Origin of the sequence: Streptomyces sp. ALB3 (assembly GCF_044385685.1) — a bacterium.
GTDB lineage: Bacteria > Actinomycetota > Actinomycetes > Streptomycetales > Streptomycetaceae > Streptomyces.
In genome coordinates this window covers 70965-88045 of sequence record NZ_JBISCE010000031.1, presented here as the reverse complement: position 1 = coordinate 88045, position 17081 = coordinate 70965, and the positions used below count along the sequence as shown (strand labels likewise).

General features: G+C 72.5%; 14 protein-coding genes. 7 read left to right on the top strand and 7 right to left on the bottom strand.

The features are described 5' to 3' along the window. Nucleotides 1-31: 31 nt before the first annotated feature. Together ACHFIV_RS19170 and ACHFIV_RS19165 are read left to right on the top strand one after the other, a co-directional pair. A complete protein-coding gene (locus tag ACHFIV_RS19170) occupies nucleotides 32-751 on the top strand; it encodes a uracil-DNA glycosylase (RefSeq protein ID WP_398970273.1) in 720 nt (239 codons plus the stop codon). 74 nt (nucleotides 752-825) lie between these two features. Further along, complete coding sequence (locus tag ACHFIV_RS19165) at nucleotides 826-1305, top strand: hypothetical protein (RefSeq protein ID WP_398970270.1); 480 nt, start codon at nucleotides 826-828, stop codon at nucleotides 1303-1305. A gap of 196 nt (nucleotides 1306-1501) precedes the next feature. On the opposite strand, the gene ACHFIV_RS19160 is transcribed toward ACHFIV_RS19165, so the two are convergent. Continuing rightward, nucleotides 1502-2143, bottom strand: a complete 642-nt coding sequence (locus ACHFIV_RS19160; RefSeq protein ID WP_398970267.1) for a TetR/AcrR family transcriptional regulator — start codon at nucleotides 2141-2143, stop codon at nucleotides 1502-1504. 83 nt (nucleotides 2144-2226) lie between these two features. Here ACHFIV_RS19160 and ACHFIV_RS19155 point away from each other — a divergent pair, with 83 nt between their 5' ends. Together ACHFIV_RS19155 and ACHFIV_RS19150 are read left to right on the top strand one after the other, a co-directional pair. Beyond that, nucleotides 2227-3438: an FAD-dependent monooxygenase gene (locus tag ACHFIV_RS19155; RefSeq protein ID WP_398970265.1), complete on the top strand. Its 1212-nt coding sequence runs from the start codon at nucleotides 2227-2229 to the stop codon at nucleotides 3436-3438. A gap of 31 nt (nucleotides 3439-3469) precedes the next feature. Then, nucleotides 3470-4375, top strand: a complete 906-nt coding sequence (locus tag ACHFIV_RS19150; protein WP_398970262.1) for a Gfo/Idh/MocA family protein — start codon at nucleotides 3470-3472, stop codon at nucleotides 4373-4375. Between the two features lie 99 nt (nucleotides 4376-4474). Here the strand turns inward: ACHFIV_RS19150 and lnt are convergent, their stop codons facing one another. From lnt to ACHFIV_RS19135, 3 genes are all read right to left on the bottom strand, one after another. Beyond that, nucleotides 4475-6055 (bottom strand): apolipoprotein N-acyltransferase, encoded by a 1581-nt coding sequence (gene lnt, locus ACHFIV_RS19145; RefSeq protein ID WP_458575931.1) that lies wholly within the window; start codon nucleotides 6053-6055, stop codon nucleotides 4475-4477. Nucleotides 6056-6352: 297 nt separating this feature from the next. Next, entirely contained in the window at nucleotides 6353-6511 is a 159-nt protein-coding gene (locus tag ACHFIV_RS19140) for a hypothetical protein (protein WP_398970259.1), read from the bottom strand. Between the two features lie 63 nt (nucleotides 6512-6574). After that, the gene (locus ACHFIV_RS19135) at nucleotides 6575-7426 is read right to left on the bottom strand and encodes a universal stress protein (RefSeq protein ID WP_398970257.1); all 852 of its coding nucleotides are present in this window, start codon (nucleotides 7424-7426) and stop codon (nucleotides 6575-6577) included. A 214-nt stretch (nucleotides 7427-7640) separates the two neighbouring features. On the opposite strand from ACHFIV_RS19135, the gene ACHFIV_RS19130 reads away from it, so the two are divergent. Beyond that, entirely contained in the window at nucleotides 7641-11780 is a 4140-nt protein-coding gene (locus ACHFIV_RS19130) for a molybdopterin-dependent oxidoreductase (protein WP_398970255.1), read from the top strand. A gap of 2 nt (nucleotides 11781-11782) precedes the next feature. Here the strand turns inward: ACHFIV_RS19130 and ACHFIV_RS19125 are convergent, their stop codons facing one another. From ACHFIV_RS19125 to ACHFIV_RS19115, 3 genes are all read right to left on the bottom strand, one after another. Beyond that, nucleotides 11783-12571 carry an SGNH/GDSL hydrolase family protein gene (locus tag ACHFIV_RS19125; RefSeq protein WP_398970253.1) on the bottom strand — a complete coding sequence of 263 codons (789 nt, stop codon included), beginning with the start codon at nucleotides 12569-12571 and terminating at the stop codon, nucleotides 11783-11785. 166 nt (nucleotides 12572-12737) lie between these two features. Next, complete coding sequence (locus ACHFIV_RS19120) at nucleotides 12738-13610, bottom strand: undecaprenyl-diphosphate phosphatase (protein WP_398970250.1); 873 nt, start codon at nucleotides 13608-13610, stop codon at nucleotides 12738-12740. Nucleotides 13611-13780: 170 nt separating this feature from the next. Then, nucleotides 13781-14503, bottom strand: a complete 723-nt coding sequence (locus tag ACHFIV_RS19115) for a TVP38/TMEM64 family protein (RefSeq protein WP_398970248.1) — start codon at nucleotides 14501-14503, stop codon at nucleotides 13781-13783. Between the two features lie 477 nt (nucleotides 14504-14980). On the opposite strand from ACHFIV_RS19115, the gene tuf reads away from it, so the two are divergent. Both tuf and ACHFIV_RS19105 read left to right on the top strand, forming a co-directional pair. Next, the gene (tuf, locus tag ACHFIV_RS19110; RefSeq protein ID WP_398970245.1) at nucleotides 14981-16150 is read left to right on the top strand and encodes an elongation factor Tu; all 1170 of its coding nucleotides are present in this window, start codon (nucleotides 14981-14983) and stop codon (nucleotides 16148-16150) included. 67 nt (nucleotides 16151-16217) lie between these two features. After that, nucleotides 16218-17069: a patatin-like phospholipase family protein gene (locus tag ACHFIV_RS19105; RefSeq protein ID WP_398970243.1), complete on the top strand. Its 852-nt coding sequence runs from the start codon at nucleotides 16218-16220 to the stop codon at nucleotides 17067-17069. The last annotated feature ends 12 nt before the right edge of the window (nucleotides 17070-17081 follow it).

Sequence of the window (17081 nt, the reverse complement as noted above, 5' to 3'; positions counted from 1 at the left end):
AAGAACCGATCGCTTACCGGAGGTTGTGCACGTGACCGACACCGACCTGCTGCCCGAGTCCTGGCGCGGCGTCCTCGGCGAAGAGCTGCAGAAGCCCTACTTCAAGGAGCTCATGGACTTCGTCGAGGAGGAGCGGGCCAGGGGGCCGGTGTATCCGCCGCGGGAGCAGGTCTTCGCCGCGCTGGAGGCCACCCCCTACGACCGGGTGAAGGTGCTCATCCTCGGCCAGGACCCCTACCACGGCGAGGGTCAGGGCCACGGCCTGTGCTTCTCGGTCAGGCCGGGTGTCAGGACGCCTCCGTCGTTGCGCAACATCTACAAGGAGATGAACGACGAGCTGGGCCTGCCGGTCCCGGACAACGGATACCTGATGCCGTGGGCCGAGCAGGGCGTCCTGCTGCTCAACGCGGTGCTGACGGTCCGCGGCGGTGAGGCCAACTCCCACAAGGCCAAGGGCTGGGAGAAGGTCACCGACGCGGTGATCCGCGCGGTGGCCGAGAGGCCCGACCCGGCGGTCTTCGTCCTCTGGGGGAACTACGCACAGAAGAAGATCCCGCTGATCGACCAGGACCGCCACGCGGTGGTCAAGGGCGCCCACCCCTCGCCGCTCTCGGCCAAGAAGTGGTTCGGCTCGCGCCCCTTCACGCAGATCAACGAGGCCGTCGCCGCACAGGGGCACGAGCCCATCGACTGGCGGATCCCGGACCTGGGCACGCAGGCGACCCGACCGGCGGCCGCGGCCCGCGCCTGAAGGCGATCGCCCCTGGCTGCGGCTAGCGTCTGAGCCACCGGAACAGGCCGGCGGTGATCAGGGAGACCTCTGTAGTGGAGCAGCGGGAAATGCCGGGGGACGTCCTCATGACCAGGATCGGCCAGGCGATCATGCTGCTCCACGCCGGGGACAGGGAAGAGGCACGCAATCGCTTCGGGATCATCTGGTCGGAGATCGGCGAGCGCGGCGAGGCCCTGCACCGCTGCACCCTCGCCCACTACATGGCGGACACCCAGGACGATCCCGGGGACGAGCTGGCCTGGGACCTGCGGGCCCTGACGGCCGCGGAGGGGCTGGCCGCCGCGGGTGCCCGGCACCGGGACGCCACCGCCGTGCGCGCCCTCATCCCCTCGCTGCACCTCAGTCTGGCGGAGGACTACGTGAAGCTGCAGCGCTTCAGGGCCGCCCGGATCCACCTGGACCGGGCCTGGGAGGCCGTCGGGGTGCTGGGGGACGACGGATACGGCGGAGGGGTCCGCGCCGCCCTCGGGCGCATGGAACAGCGCATGCGGGCGGACGCGCCCGGGGAATGAGGCGGGCGCCCGATCGCGCCGAATGCCCGCAGGGCGCTCCCGTCGCCCCGCACCATCCCGTACCACCCCGCACCATCCCGCGCCGTGCCGTGTCCGACCGTGCCGTCGGCGTGCCTGCCGCGCCGACCGCTCCGGGCCCGGCTCGCGCCCGCCTCGGCCGTCGGGCTCCGGGCGCGCCGTCGACCGCGGCCCTCGTTCATCGCGCCTGGACGGCTCCCGTGCCGAGCATCCCCCGCAGCAGTTCGCTGCAACCCGTACGCAGTTCCTCCTCGGTCGGTACCGCCCGGTGGTAGGAGCCCACGGCGCACGCGAACATCATTCCCTCCACCCAGGCCACCACCGACAGCGCGTGACGCTCCGGATCGGCCGACCCCGCCCCGGCCATCACGGCCACCAGAGGGTCACGGAACCGCCCGCCCGCGTCGTCGTAGAACGCCCGGAGGCCAGGGCGTCGCGTGGCCTCCAGGGCCAGTTCGTAGCGGCAGACCAGCAGCTCGGTGCTTCCGGTCAGATAGCGGTGCAACGCGCGGGCCAGCCCTGCCGCGACCCGGGCCGGATCGCTGGTGGTGAGCAGGTCCCCGGGGACGAGCACCCGCGCCTCCAGCTCGGCCAGCCGGCGTACGGAGGCCTCCAGCAGGGCCTGGCGGGTGCGGGCGTGGTTGGACGTCGAGCCCTGGGGGAGACCGGCCCGCTCGTCCACCGCCCGATGGGTGAGTCCCCTCATCCCGCGCTCGGCGAGGAGCGCGAGGGCGGCGTCGGCGATCAGGTCGGCGCGGGAACGGGCGGACGGCCCGCCGCCAGGAGGGGCGGAGCGCGGGGGCTCGGGGGGAGTGGACATGAGTCCAATCTACCGCTGCCACTACACCTGTAGTAGCGTGGATCTCGGCTACTACAGGTGTAGTTACGAGAAGGGGTGCGGTCATGGCGACATCACGGGCAGTGGTCATCGGCAGTGGGATCGGCGGACTGACGGCCGCCGCCGCGCTCCACCGGAGCGGCTGGCAGGTCACCGTGCTGGAACGCGCCGCGTCACTGGAACCCGTCGGCGCGGGCATCAGCCTCGCCCCCAACGCCCAGCGTGCCCTCGACGTCATCGGACTCGGCGACCAGATCCGAGCCCTCGCCGCCTGGCAGGGCGACGGAGGCATGCGCACACCGGACGGCCGCTGGCTCGCGCGGACGGAGGCGGCCGCCGCGGCCGAACGCTTCGGCGGACCGCTCGTACTGCTGCGCCGGGCCACGCTGATCGACCTGCTCCGCGCCAGGCTGCCCGAGTCCTCCGTGTACACCGGTACGGAGGCGCGGCTCGTCGCGCCGGGGCGTGCCGACGGGCGCCGTGCGGTGGTCAGGACACCCACCGGAGACCTCGAGGCCGACCTGGTGATCGGCGCCGACGGCATCGGCTCGGCGGTACGCACCACCCTCTTCCCGCGTCACCCCGGGCCCGCCTACAGCGGCTTCACCACCTGGCGTGTCCTCTCGCCGGGAGTCGGCCACCCCTTCAGCTCGCACGAGACATGGGGCCGGGGTGCCCTGTGGGGCAGCCACCCGCTGAAGGACGGCGGGGTCTACGCCTACGCCGCGGCGGCCGTCCCGGCGGGAGGCGGGGCCCCCGACGACGAGAAGGCGGAACTGCTGCGCAGGTACGGCGACTGGCACGACCCCATCCCGGGCATCATCGCCTCCGTCGAGCCGGACGAGGTCCTGCGGCACGACGTGTACCAGCTGGCGGAACCGCTTCCGTCCTTCCACCGGGGCCGCGCCGTACTCGTCGGCGACTCGGCGCACGCCATGGTGCCCTTCCTGGGCCAGGGCGGCAACCAGGCCATCGAGGACGCCGTCGTGCTCGCCCACCACGCCTCACCGGACGGCGACCTCGGGGCGGGACTCGCCGCCTACAGCGCGGTGAGGCAGCCCCGCACGACCGCCGTGGTCCGCAAGTCGGCGAACGTCTCCCGGATGACCGGGCTGTCCAGCGCGCCCGCCGTCGCCCTCAGGAACGGGCTGATGTCCGCGGTCTCCCGTCTCGGCCCCGGCCTCGTCCTGCGGACCTTCGACGGTATCTGTGACTGGCAGCCGCCGCAGCGCACGTATGCTGCCGGGACCAGGGAAGACCGGAGTCCGCGGCCGTGACACGGCCTGGTCCATTCGACAGGGAGAACACGTGAAGGTCGGCTGCATCGGGCTCGGCGACATCGCGCGGAAGGCGTACCTGCCGGTACTGACGACCCTGCCCGGCGTCGAACTGCACCTGCAGACCCGCACCCCGGCCACGCTGGCGGCCGTCGCCGGGGCCCACCGGATCCCCGAGGCGCGGTGTCACGGGGATCTGGGCTCGCTGCTCTCCCAGGGGCTGGACGCCGCCTTCGTGCACGCGCCGACCGCCGCACACGCCGAGATCGTGGGACGGCTGCTCGAGGCGGGCGTCCCCACCTACGTGGACAAGCCGCTGGCGTACGAGCTCACCGAGTCCGAGCGGCTGGTGGCCCTCGCGGAGGAGCGGGGAGTCACCCTGGCGGTCGGGTTCAACCGCAGGCTCGCCCCGTCGTACGCGCAGTGCGCGGAGCACCCGCGCGAGTTGATCCTCATGCAGAAGAACCGGGTGGGACTGCCCGAGGACCCGCGCACCATGGTGCTCGACGACTTCATCCATGTCGTCGACACCCTGCGCTTCCTGGTCCCCGGCCCCGTGTCGAGCGTCGTCGTGCGGGCACGTGTCACCGACGGTTTGATGCACCACGTGGTGCTCCAGCTGTCAGGTGACGGATTCACCGCCATCGGGATGATGAACCGGCTCAACGGATCGACCGAGGAGATCCTCGAGGTCTCGGGGCAGGACACCAAGCGGCAGGTACTCAACCTCGCCGACGTCATCGACCACAAGGGCCAGCCGACCCTGCGGCGACGCGGTGACTGGGTGCCCGTCGCACGCCAGCGCGGCATCGAGCAGAGCGTGCTGACCTTCCTGGACGCCGTCCGGGCCGGAGAGGTCCTCAGCGCCCGGGACGCCCTGGAGACCCACCGGCTGTGCGAGCGCGTGGTCCGGGACGCGTCGGAGCAGATGTCCTGAGGCCACGGCCGGCGGGCGCGGCGCGGGACCGGACGCCGGCCTGGCTGGGCGCCCCGTCGCGCCGCCCCCGGGCGCCTGCCACCTGTCGCGACCCGTCCGTCAGGTGCGGTGAGGGCGACGGCCTCCACGCCCCCGCAGCAGGGCTGCTCCGATGTGGACGGCCAGGACCAGCGCCGCGCCGTACACGGGCCAGGCGCCCAGGCGGACGTAGGCAGTGGTGCCCCGGGCGAGCGGTACCACGTACACGGCGGCCTCGGACGCGTCCGTACCGAGCGGTGATCCCACCCGTTCGCCTCGTGGGCCGTACACCGCGCTCACGCCCGTGAGCGTGGCGTGCACCATCGGGCGGCCCGACTCGGCCGCCCGCAGCGCCGCGAGCGAGGCGTGCTGCGCCGGAGCCCAGCTGTGCTGGAAGGTCGAAGTGGACGACTGGGCGACCAGAAGCTCGGCCCCGTCCCTCGTCAGCTGCCGGCTCATGTCGGGGAACGCCGACTCGAAGCACACCAGGGGGCCCACCCGCAGCCCGTCCGGCAGCTCCATCACCACGGGGCTGTCGCCGCGCAGCCGGTCCTCGCCCGCCGCCTTGCCCACGGAGGTCGCCCAGCCGAGCAGCCCCCGGGCAGGGACGTACTCACCGAACGGCACCAGACGCATCTTGTCGTAGCGGTCTCCCGTAGGTCCTTCCGGGCCCACCAGCACCGCGGACTTGAAGATCCCGGTGCGGTCGGGGCCGTCCGCGCGCCGGGCGTCCATGTTGACGAGCACATCGGCTCCGGTCAGGCGCGACAGAGCGGCGACGCGTTCCGCCGTCTCCGTGCTCCTGGACAGATCGACACCGACACTGCTCTCACCCCACACGACCAGGTCCACGTCCCGGCCCGCCAGGCCACGGGTCAGCTCCTCACTACGTGCGAACCGGCGTTCGACACTGCCGGGGCCCTCGACCACACCCGGCTGCACGACGGCGATCCGGACGGAGCCGGTCGTCTCCGGCCGGGGCGCCCACAGGGCGGCCGCACCCACGCCCACGGCCCCCACCACCAGACACACGCCCGCAGCCCTGCGGCCCTCCGGTACGGCCACCAGCAGGGTCACCGCGGTGTTCACGGCCACCACGACCAGGCTGAGCAGCCACACGCCGCCGACGGAAGCGGTCCGCAGCGCGAGCGGTACGTCCCACTGGCTGGCGCCCAGCAGCCCCCAGGGACCGCCGAGCCCCTCCCACGAGCGGACCAGCTCGATCATCAGCCACCCGGAGGGCACCACCGCGACGGCGGCCACGGACCGCCGGACGGACGGCGAGCCGCCGAGCAGCCGGTTCGCGAGCAGGCCCCAGGGAGCCCACAGCAGCCCCAGCAGCCCGGCCAGCACCAGGATGAACACATGGAGGCTCGGCATCAGCCAGTGGTGGACGGCCAGCATGAAGCCCGTACCGCCCAGCCAGCCCTCGACCGCCGCCCGACGCCCCGTACCCGCCGTGCGGACCAGCAGCAGCCAGGGCACCAGCGCGACGTAGGCGAACAGGGAGAACGAGGGCGCGGGGAACGCCAGGGCGGGCAGCGCGCCCGCGCACAGCGCCGCGATGCCGCGCCCGGTGCGGGAGCCCAGCAACCGTTCGTACGGCCGCGCACCGCCCTCGGCCGCTCGTCCGGCCGGAAGTCGCCCGCCTCGCATCGGCATGCACCTCCCTCTCGCCGGTTCCGCACCTGGTCCCAGTGTGGGGCAGAAGATCAGCAGCGCACAGGGGGCAGGCCGCCGCCACCGGGGCGGGGCAGGCCGCCGCCACGTGTCGGTGACGGCGGACGCGGGCGTGTACCGCTGTCCTCGGCGCGCGGTGACGGTCCGGATCCGCCGTCCCGGTTCCGTACGCCGCAGCCCGGAGACGTGGAGGCTGCCGTCGACCAGGGCCGGAGGTTATCTCCGTCCCAGGCCTCCGGCCCTCCGGGACTCGTGTGCCGGCCTGTACGTGCGCCCCCGTCACCGGGACAGCCGCCCGTCCCGAAGGCCCGGTCGCCGGTCGACGATCAGGGGCCGACGGGCCGGGAAGCCGTCTCCCACCGCCACGGCGCAGTCGGTGATCACTGGGTCGACGGTGAGCCGGTCCGTCGCCGTTGCGAGGTCCAGGCGCTGTGCCATCGACCGGCACCGGTCAGTGGGAGCGGCACGCCGAGGGCCCCGCAGCGGCCCGCGGGTCCCACGTCAGACGGGGACGACGGCCACCGGCCCGAGGGCGTGCGTCACCGTCGTCTGTGCCACCGGGGAGAGACCGAGCCCGAGGGACTCGCCGCCCTTGCGCCGACCGACCACGGTCAGTGCCGCGGTGGCCGATGCCGTGACCAGAGTGCGCGACGCCGAGCCCCGGACCGGTTCGGGCACGACGTCCACCTGCGGGTACCTCTCATGCCGGCCCCTGGTGAGGTCGGCCAGGGCGCGGTCGGCCGCCTCCGCCGCCGCCTCGCTGTCGAACACGGGGCCGCCGGAGAGCATCGAGGAGAACATCGTCCACCCGTGCACCAGACGCAGACGCGCGCCGGGGCGTGCGACGGCGGCCTCGAAAGCGAAGTCGAGGACGGCTCCGCTGCTCTCGTCGGCGGCGACCCCCGCGACGACGTCCGCCGGCCCCGCGTCCGCGTCGTCCGTCCGGCCGGTGCGGACGACCACGACCGGACACCGCGCCATCGATGCGGTGGCCAGGCTGTCTGATCCGATCATCAGCGAGCGGAATCCGCCGAGTCCGCGAGATCCGACCACCACCATCGAGGCGTCACGGCTGAGCGAGGTCAGCGCCGCCGAGGGGAAGTCCCGGGGGGTCGAGGTCGAGGCGGGCAGTCCGGGAGCGATCCGGGAGGTGCGCAGCACGGCCTGCGCGAGCAGCTCCTCGGCCTCGCGGAGCCCTTTCCCCTCCTCCGTGGGGCGGGCGCGGGACCTGACATGCACGATCAGCAGCGGGAGACCGCGGCGCGCCGCTTCACCGGCCGCCCAGTCGAGCGCCTCCCAGCTGTGCGCGGAACCGTCCACCGCGGCGATCACGGGAAGGTCGTCGGCGGTCATACAGGCCTCCAAGGGGTCGGGGAACTCCCGGACAGGCCGGCCGGCCCCGGGTCGCGAGGACGACCCGGCCGTGCACCGGAGGCCCGGCGGGCCTCACCGGCGTACCCGGCCGACTGTGCAGTGGACGTAACCACGCCTGATCGTCCGGCGTGACACCCGGGAAACGGACGTTTCGTACCGTCACCCTGTCACCGTTCCCCATGAGAGGCCGTTCATGACCGTGCCGAATCCGCAGCCGGACGCCCCCGCCCAGGTGCGGACGGTCTGCTCGTACTGCGGTGTCGGCTGCGGGATGGTCCTCGACATCGGCCGGGGTCCCGACGGGCGGCGTACCGTCCTGAAGGCCACGGGTGACAAGGCCCACCCCGCCAACCGGGGGCGCCTCTGCACCAAGGGGGCCACGAGCGCGGAGATGCTGGCCGCCCCGGGCCGGCTGACGACGGCCCTGGTGCGGGCGGAACGCAGCGAGGAGCCCGCACCGCTGCCGATGGAGACCGCCGTCAAGGAGACCGCGCGGCGGCTCCGCGCGATCGTCGACGCACACGGGCCGGACGCCCTCGCCCTCTACGTCTCCGGGCAGATGACGCTGGAGGCGCAGTACCTCGCCAACAAACTGGCCAAGGGCTTCGTCCGCACGAGCTGGATCGAGTCCAACTCGCGCCTCTGCATGGCCAGTGCGGGCAGTGGCTACAAACTGTCGTTGGGGGCCGACGGCCCGCCCGGCTCGTACGGGGACTTCGAGCACGCCGACACCTTCTTCGTCATCGGCTCGAACATGGCGGACTGCCACCCCATCCTCTTCCTCCGGCTGATGGAGCGGGTGAAGAGCGGGGCGAAACTCATCGTGGTCGACCCGCGGCGCACCGCCACCGCCGACAAGGCCGACCTGTTCCTGCGGATACGCCCGGGCACCGACCTGGCGCTGCTCAACGGCCTCATGCACCTTCTTGTCGAGAACGGCCACACGGACCCGGAGTTCATCGCGGAGCACACCGAGGGCTGGGAGTCGATGCCCGCCTTCCTGCGGGACTACCCGCCCGCCGCGGTCGCGGAGACCACCGGCATCCCGGAGGCGGACATCCGGCTGGCCGCCCGCTGGATCGGCGAGGCGGGCGAGTGGATGAGCTGCTGGACCATGGGGCTCAACCAGAGCACCCACGGCACGTGGAACACCAACGCGCTGATCAACCTCCATCTGGCCACCGGCGCGATCTGCCGCCCCGGCAGCGGACCCTTCTCGCTCACCGGCCAGCCCAACGCCATGGGCGGCCGGGAGATGGGCTACATGGGTCCTGGACTGCCCGGCCAGCGCGTCCTGCAGTCCGACGACGACCGCGCCCACACCGAGGAGCTGTGGGGGCTCGCGGCCGGGACCCTGCGTACGGACACCGCGGGTGCCGGGACCGTGGAGATGTTCCGGCGCATGTCCGACGGCGGCATCAAGGCCTGCTGGATCATCTGCACCAACCCGGTGGCGTCCGTGGCCAACCGCCGCACCGTCATCGAGGGGCTCGAAGCCGCGGAGTTCGTCGTCACCCAGGACGTGTTCGCCGACACCGAGACCAACGCCTACGCCGACGTCGCCCTGCCCGCCGCCCTGTGGGGCGAGGCCGAGGGCGTCATGATCAACTCGGAGCGGAACCTCACGCTCGGCAGACCGGCCGCCGACCCGCCGGGGGAAGCCTGGCCGGACTGGCGGATCATCGCGAGGATCGCCTGCGAGATGGGATACGAGGACGCCTTCGGCTACAGCAGCGCCGAGGAGATCTTCGAGGAGATCAAGCGGGCCCACAATCCGAAGACCGGGTACGACCTGCGCGGAGTCACCTACGAACGGTTGCGCCGGGCCCCCGTCCAGTGGCCCAGCGCCACCCCGGACGGCCCCGACCGCAACCCGGTCCGCTACCTCAACGACGGCGTCAGCCAGACGCCGGTCGTACGCCCCGACGGAAGCGTGCCCCGGCTCGCCTTCCCCACGCCGAGCGGCCGGGCGGTGTTCTTCGCCCGCCCTCACCTGCCTGTGGCGGAGATGCCCGACGACGACTTCCCGTTCGTGCTGAACACGGGGCGCCTCCAGCACCAGTGGCACACCCTGACGAAGACCGGGAAGGTCGCCAAGCTCAACAGGCTGAATCCCGGCCCCTTCGTGGAGATCAGCCCGCAGGACGCGGCGGCCCTCTCGATCGCGGAGGGCGACTGTGTCGAGGTCGCCTCCCGGCGTGGCCGGGCCGTGCTGCCGGCCGTGGTGACCGACCGGGTGCGGCCCGGGGACTGCTTCGCGCCGTTCCACTGGAACGACCTCTTCGGCGAGTACCTCAGCGTCAACGCGGTCACCAACGACGCCGTCGACCCGGTGTCCTTGCAACCCGAGTTCAAGGCCTGCGCCGTGACCCTGGCGAAGGTCGCCGCCGTGGCGGCCCCCGAACCCGCCGGTGTCCCCGTCCCGGTCCGCCGGAACACCGATGCCGCCGGCCCCGCCGGCCCCGCCGCTCCCGCCGGGGTGTTCGGCATCGCGGACACGGCCCCGCCCGTGCTGGCCGACCACGAGAGGCGCTACCTCTCCGGCTTCCTCGCGGGACTCGGTACGCGGCCCTCGGGCATCCCCGTGCTGCCGGTGCACGCGCCGTTCGAACCGGACCACGCCCTCTGGGTGAACGGGGTGCTGGCCGGCATGTACTCCCGGGTGCCCGGTGACGCCTCCCGGGGGCCGGAGCCCGCCGGGGAGCCCGGCACCGTCCCGGGTCGGCAGGTCGTGGTCCTGTGGGCCTCGCAGACCGGGAACGCCGAGGAGGTCGCGGCCGCCGCGGCCCGGCGGCTGACCGACGAAGGCCGGACGGCGGTGCTCCTCGGTATGGACGACAGCCCCCTGGCGAGCCTGCCGCGTACCGCCGACCTGCTGGTCGTCACCAGCACGTTCGGTGACGGCGACGCCCCGGACAACGGCGCCGGCTTCTGGGAGTCGCTCAACGCACCCGACACACCCCGGCTGGACGGTGTGCGCTACGCCGTGCTCGCCCTGGGGGACTCCTCGTACGACGACTTCTGCGGGCACGGCAGGCGGCTCGACGAACGCTTCGGCGAACTGGGCGCCGTGCGGCTCGTCCCCCGTACGGACTGCGAACCGGACTACGAGGAGCCGGCCGGGCAGTGGCTGGAGGAGGTGTTCGCCGCGCTGGGTGCCGCTCCCGTCCCCGCCGCACCGCCCGCACCCTCCGCCCCGCCGGTCAAGGCCCGCTCCGCGGGTGCGGCGATCGGGCGCCTGGTGGGCAACAAGCTGCTCAGTCTTCCCGGCGCCGCAAAGGAAGTGCGCCAGTTCACCTTCGACACGAAGGACAGCCCCGTGCCGCTCACCTACGAGGCGGGTGACGCACTCGGTGTGGAGGCGCTCAACTGCCCCGGACTCGTGGCGGAATGGCTGGCCGTCACCGGACTGGACCCCGCAGGCCGGGTCGACGTGCCGGGGGTCGGCTCCGTGCCCCTGGGCGAAGCCCTCCACCGCCACCTGGACATCGCCCGGATCACCCCCGGGCTGCTTCGTCTGGTCGCCGACCGCACCCACGACCGCACCCTCAAGAAGCTCCTGCGCCCGGACAACAAGGGCGAACTCGCCCAGTGGACGTGGGGCCGGCAGGCAGTGGACGTCATCGCCGAGCACTCCGCCCGCGCCACCGCGGCCGAATGGGCCGGGTCCCTCACACGCCTTCGGCCCAGGCTCTACTCCATATCCTCCAGCCCGCTCACGGACCCCGGCCTCGTACAGCTCACCGTCTCCGTGGTCCGCTACGAGAACAGGAACGGCGTGGTCCGCAAAGGTGTGGCCTCCACCTTCCTCGCCGACGCGGAACCGGGCAGCCCCGTCCCCGTCTTCGTCCAGCGCGCCCCGCACTTCCGTCCGCCGGCCGACCCGGCGACCCCCATGGTGATGGTCGGCCCCGGCACCGGGGTCGCCCCGTTCGTCGGCTTCCTCGACGAACGGCGCGCGCTCGGACACCGTGGCGCCAACTGGCTGTTCTTCGGCGAGCAGCGCCGGGCCACCGACTTCTATTACCGGGAGGAACTCGACGCCCTGCACCGCGACGGCACCCTGACCCGGCTGGACACCGCCTTCTCCCGCGACCAGCGCGCCAAGATCTACGTCCAGGACCGGATGCGTGAGCACGGGGCCCAGCTGTGGTCGTGGCTCCAGGAAGGCGCGCACTTCTACGTCTGCGGCGACGCCTCCCGGATGGCGAAGGACGTGGACCGGGCTCTCCGGGACATCGCCGTGGCCCACGGAGGACTCCAGGAGGAGGCGGCCGCCGCGTACGTCAAGCAGCTCGGCGCCGACAAGCGGTACGTCCGCGACGTGTACTGAGCTCAGTTCCCCGACGCGGCGGCGCTGAAGGCCGGAAGGTAGGCGGACTGGTGGCCCTCGGCCGTCGGATGGACGTTCGTGCCGCTGATCCATGCGTCGCTGGTGCAGATCTCGTGCCCGGCGAAGGCGGGCCGGCCGTCCGCGAAGGCGAACCCGGCCGCCTGGGCACGGGCTGCGATGGTCTCGTTGAGCAGGTCCGAGCCTTCGTTGACGGCCGAGCGCTTGGCCGAGCTCAGCCCGCCCAGGCAGAGGCCGCCCTCCTTGTAGAGGTACGGGTAGCCGATGATCACGACCTCGGCGTGCGGTGCGCGGGCCCGGACGGTCGCGTAGAGGCTGTCCAGCTCGCCCGGCAGCTGGTCCACGACGTACTTCCCGGCCGTCTCCAGGGCCCGCTCGCAGGCCGACAGGGTGGAGTACCGGCAGCTGAGCATGGTCGAGGCGAAGCCCGAGTCGTTGCCGCCGATGCTCAGGCTGACCAGGGTCGTGTCCTCGTCCAGCTCGTCCACCTGATCGCTGAGCACGTCGGGGATCTTCGCGCCTCCGCAGGCGGCGAAGGTGAACGAGGCGGGGTCGTTGGCGTCGGCCCAGAGCGCGGGATAGGCGTTCCGGCTCCGTGTGCACGCCACGTCGGAGTAGTCGCCGGCACCGGTGCCGGAGGCGTACGAGTCGCCGAGAGCGGCATAGCGCACGTCGGCCGAGGCGGTTGCCGTCGGGGAGGCGGAGGCCGGGACCGCGACGGAGGCGAGCACGAGGGCCAGCAGGGCGGCACCGGACGAACGGGTCAGGGACATGGGTTCTCCGTGGTGTGGGAACGAAGGCGGCCGGTGCACGGCCGCCACCCGTGACCGACGGCCGTGCACCACACCCAACGTCCCGCCCAGGCGCGCCCGCGTCATCGGCGAAATGACCGACTCCCGGACCGGCCCGGTCCGGGAGTCAGGGCGCGACAGCTCCCGCTCAGCCGGCGGACTCGCCCGCGTGCGGGCTCAGCACACCCGCGCCGACCAGGATGAACAGCACGATGCCCAGGATCACGCGGTAGATGACGAACGGCATGAAGCTCTTGGTCGTGATGAACTTCATGAACCAGGCGATCACGGCATATCCGACCGCGAACGCGATGACCGTCGCGAAGATCGTCGGCCCCCAGGAGACGTGGCCCTCGCCCGCGTCCTTCAGCTCGAAGGCTCCCGAGGCCAGCACCGCGGGGATGGCCAGCAGGAAGGAGTAACGGGCCGCCGCCTCACGGGTGTAGCCCATGAGAAGACCACCGCTGATCGTCGCGCCCGAGCGGGACACACCCGGGATCAGGGCCAGCGCCTGGCAGAAGCCGAAGATCAGGCCGTCCCTGACCCCCAGTTCCCTCAGCGACTTGCGTTCCTTGATCGCGCGATGCTTGCCGCCGGTCTCGTCGCGGGCGGCGAGCCGGTCCGCGATGCCGAGGACGACGCCCATGACGATCAGCGTCGTGGCGATCAGGCGGAGGTCGCGGAACGGACCCTCGATCTGGTCCTTGAACGTCACCCCGAGCACCCCGATGGGGATCGACCCGATGATGACCAGCCACCCCATCTGGGCGTCGTGGTCGCTCCGCATCGAGGCGTCGGTCAGGGACCGGAACCAGGCGGAGATGATCCGGGCGATGTCCTTGCGGAAGTAGATGAGGACCGCAGCCTCCGTACCGATCTGTGTGATCGCGGTGAACGCGGCTCCCGGATCGTGCCAGCCGGCGAACGCCGCGGTCAGCCGCAGATGCGCACTGGAGGAGATCGGAAGGAACTCGGTCAGTCCCTGTACGAGGCCCAGGACGAATGATTCGAACCAGCTCATGGGGCTTAGGCCATCCCGGAGGTACTCATGCAACGGCCGACGGACGATCAGGCCGTCGGCGGCGTGCGGATGCGGTCAGAAAGGGGGACGGGACGCCACGGCCCCGGACATCCTCTGTCGGTCGCGCGCAGCGTATCGCCTGCAGGTGAACAGACGTCCGCCTGCCCCTGCTACGCCGCGCCGCCCGCCGCGCCCAGCCGGTGCCGCTTGCGCCAGGCCACCAGCGCCGCGCCCGCGCCGGACAGCACGATGAAACCCATCGCCGCGAGGAACACCGGCGACGTCGGCGAGGAGGCCGTGCTGCCCGCGATGACGTACGCCGCGGTGTTCGGGATCGAGCCCAGCCCCGTGGCCAGGAGGAACGGCGGATATCCCATGCGGGAGGTCGCCGCGCAGTAGTTGGCCGCGGCGAACGGCACCCCGGGGAAGAGGCGCAGAGCCAGCATCGACCTGAACCCGTGCCGGCTCAGCAGCCCGTCGGCCGCCTTCAGGTACTTGCCGCGCAGCAGCGTCCGGAGTGCGTCCTGTCCCAGCACCCTGCCGAGCAGGAAGGAGACACCCGCGCCGAGAACCGTCCCGGCCAGCGCCGCCGCGAGACCGGCCTGGGCGCCGAAGAGGGCGCCGGCGGCCAGGTTGAGCAGCGGACGCGGCACGAAGGCCACGGTGCACACGCCGTACGCGAGCGCGAACAGCATCGCGGCCGCGCTACCGGTGAGTTGAGGTGGCCAGCCGGAGGCCAGCAACCGCTGTGGTTCGAACAGCAGCATGGTGGTGGCGGCGGCCAGCAGGACCGCCACGAGCAGGGAGAACCGGGACCAGGGGGACAGTAGCGCCCTCGTGCAGCGCACTGCGAGGCCACCGGACGGCCGTGTTGCGGGGACGGGGTCGAACATCTGGGGAGCGTAACCGAAACGGATGTGTGATCGTCGTAATGCGCGGGCGGTGGGTGACGAGTCATCCGTCACGTGCCCCTGCCTGTCGCACCGGTCGGCGGGGGCCAGTTGCCCCCCTCGCGACGGTGACCGGGGGCGCTGCCGACCGGGGTGGGGACGCGGGGTGCCTGGCTGCCGGCCCCGCGAAAACCATTCGACGCGGCCGCACCGCTCCGCCATGATCAGGGCATGTTCCGGTACGCCTTCCTCGCAGCGCAGTCCGCAGTCGCGGACGCGCCGAAGGCTGCCGTGAGCCTCGCGACCGCATGCACCGCAGCCGTCGCAGCAGCACCTGAAGCGGCGTTCGCCGCTGCCGCAGCGCCCTTCGGCGGCGCCCGAAGCTGACCCTCCCCCGACAGTCCGGCGGACCCCGTGAGGGGAGGGTCGGCGGGGCCCTGGGGTCTTCTTCTCTCAGCTTCGAAAACCAAGGAACGAGCCATGCCCAAGACGGCATACGTGCGCACCAAGCCCCACCTCAACATCGGCACCATGGGCCACGTCGACCACGGCAAGACCACCCTCACCGCCGCCATCACCAAGGTGCTCAGCGACCGGGGTACCGGAACCTTCGTGCCCTTCGACCGGATCGACCGGGCCCCCGAGGAGGCCCAGCGGGGCATCACCATCAACATCGCGCACGTCGAGTACGAGACCGACACCCGGCACTACGCGCACGTCGACATGCCCGGACACGCCGACTACATCAAGAACATGGTCACCGGAGCGGCGCAGCTCGACGGGGCGATCCTCGTCGTCTCCGCGCTCGACGGAGTCATGCCGCAGACCGCGGAGCACGTCCTGCTGGCCCGTCAGGTCGGTGTCGACCACATCGTCGTCGCCCTCAACAAGGCCGACGCCGGGGACCCCGAGCTCACCGACCTCGTGGAGCTGGAGGTCCGCGAGCTGCTCTCCGCGCACGGATACGGCGGGGACACGGTGCCCGTCGTCCGGGTGTCGGGGCTCGGCGCGCTCCAGGGCGACCCACGCTGGACGGCGTCCATCGAGGGACTGCTGGACGCCGTCGACACGTACGTACCGATGCCCGTGCGCTACACCGACGCGCCGTTCCTCCTGTCCGTGGAGAACGTGCTCACGATCACGGGCCGCGGCACCGTCGTCACCGGGGCCGTGGAGCGCGGCACGGTGCGCGTCGGGGACCGGGTGTCGGTGCTCGGCGCGGACGTCGAGACCGTCGTCACCGGCCTGGAGACCTTCGGCAAGCCGATGGAGTCCGCGGAGGCGGGCGACAACGTGGCGCTGCTGCTGCGCGGCGTCGAGCGCGACCGGGTCCGCCGCGGGCACGTGGTGGCGGCGCCCGGCAGCCTGACACCGAGCAGGCGCTTCACCGCGCAGGTGTACGTCCTGTCGGCCAGGGAAGGGGGCCGGACCACGCCGGTCACCACCGGATACCGGCCGCAGTTCTACATCCGTACGGCTGACGTCGTCGGGGACGTCGACCTCGGCGAGGCGGCCGTGGCGCGGCCCGGCGACACGGTCACCATGACCGTCGAGCTCGGCCGTGACGTCCCGCTGGAGTCCGGTCTCGGCTTCGCCATCCGCGAGGGCGGCCGCACGGTCGGCGCGGGGACGGTCACCGGCCTGCTCTGACGCCCGTGTACGGCCCGCCTCCCGACCCCGGGAAGGCGGGCCGTACCTCCTGCGGCAGACTGGGCCCATGGCAGACACAGCTCTCGTACTCGGCGCCGGAGGCGTCACCGGCACGGCCTGGGAAACCGGCATCCTGCACGGGCTCGCCAAGGCGGGCGTCGACCTCTCCACCGCCGATCTGATCGTGGGGAGCTCGGCCGGAGCCGTCGTCGGGGCGCAGCTCGCGTTCGGACCTGCCGGCGTCGGCGACCTCTACGAGCGGCAGCTGGCCGCCCCGGAGGACGAGAAGGGGCCGGCCGGCCGGCTCGGGCCCGTCACCGTCCTGCGGTACGCGAGAGCGCTGTTCTCCTCCCGGACGCCCGACGAGTACGGCCGGAAGCTGGGCGCCCTGGCCCGGGACAGCAGGCCCGGCGCGACCGCGGACGAACGCCGGGAGATGATCGCGCGTCTGCTCCCGTCGTCCGAATGGCCCGACCGGCACCTCCTGGTCACCGCCGTGGACGCGTCCACCGGAGCGCTGCACACCTTCGACAGGACCGGGACGGTCACCCTTCCCGACGCCGTCACGGCCAGTTGCGCGGTCCCCGCGGTCTGGCCCGTGGTCAGCGCGGGCGGGGGGATCTGGATCGACGGGGGAGTGCACTCCCCGGCCAACGCCCACCTCGCCTCCGGCTACGGACGCGTCATCGTGATCGCACCCACGGCCAGTGGCAACAAGGTGATCGTCTCGCCCCACGCGCAGGCCGCCGGACTGGAGGCCGCGGGCGCGCGCGTCGAGGTCATCACCCCGGACGCCGGCACCCGGAAGGCCATCGGCCGCAACTCGCTGGATCCGGCACGCCGGGCCGCGGCTGCCAGGGCCGGTCTCGCCCAGTCCGCCGCCCACACCGAGGCGGTCGCCGCGGTATGGAACGGGTGACCCGGCCGGGAG

Excerpts from the sequence above, each read along its gene's own strand:
- ACHFIV_RS19120 (WP_398970250.1), bottom strand. The coding sequence starts at position 13,610 with ATGAGCTGGTTCGAATCATTCGTCCTGGGCCTCGTACAGGGACTGACC.
- ACHFIV_RS19160 (WP_398970267.1), bottom strand. The coding sequence starts at position 2,143 with ATGTCCACTCCCCCCGAGCCCCCGCGCTCCGCCCCTCCTGGCGGCGGG.
- ACHFIV_RS19135 (WP_398970257.1), bottom strand. The coding sequence starts at position 7,426 with ATGACCGCCGACGACCTTCCCGTGATCGCCGCGGTGGACGGTTCCGCG.
- tuf (WP_398970245.1), top strand. The coding sequence starts at position 14,981 with ATGCCCAAGACGGCATACGTGCGCACCAAGCCCCACCTCAACATCGGC.
- ACHFIV_RS19140 (WP_398970259.1), bottom strand. The coding sequence starts at position 6,511 with ATGGCACAGCGCCTGGACCTCGCAACGGCGACGGACCGGCTCACCGTC.
- lnt (WP_458575931.1), bottom strand. The coding sequence starts at position 6,055 with ATGCCGATGCGAGGCGGGCGACTTCCGGCCGGACGAGCGGCCGAGGGC.
- ACHFIV_RS19115 (WP_398970248.1), bottom strand. The coding sequence starts at position 14,503 with ATGTTCGACCCCGTCCCCGCAACACGGCCGTCCGGTGGCCTCGCAGTG.
- ACHFIV_RS19155 (WP_398970265.1), top strand. The coding sequence starts at position 2,227 with ATGGCGACATCACGGGCAGTGGTCATCGGCAGTGGGATCGGCGGACTG.
- ACHFIV_RS19125 (WP_398970253.1), bottom strand. The coding sequence starts at position 12,571 with ATGTCCCTGACCCGTTCGTCCGGTGCCGCCCTGCTGGCCCTCGTGCTC.
- ACHFIV_RS19105 (WP_398970243.1), top strand. The coding sequence starts at position 16,218 with ATGGCAGACACAGCTCTCGTACTCGGCGCCGGAGGCGTCACCGGCACG.
- ACHFIV_RS19130 (WP_398970255.1), top strand. The coding sequence starts at position 7,641 with ATGACCGTGCCGAATCCGCAGCCGGACGCCCCCGCCCAGGTGCGGACG.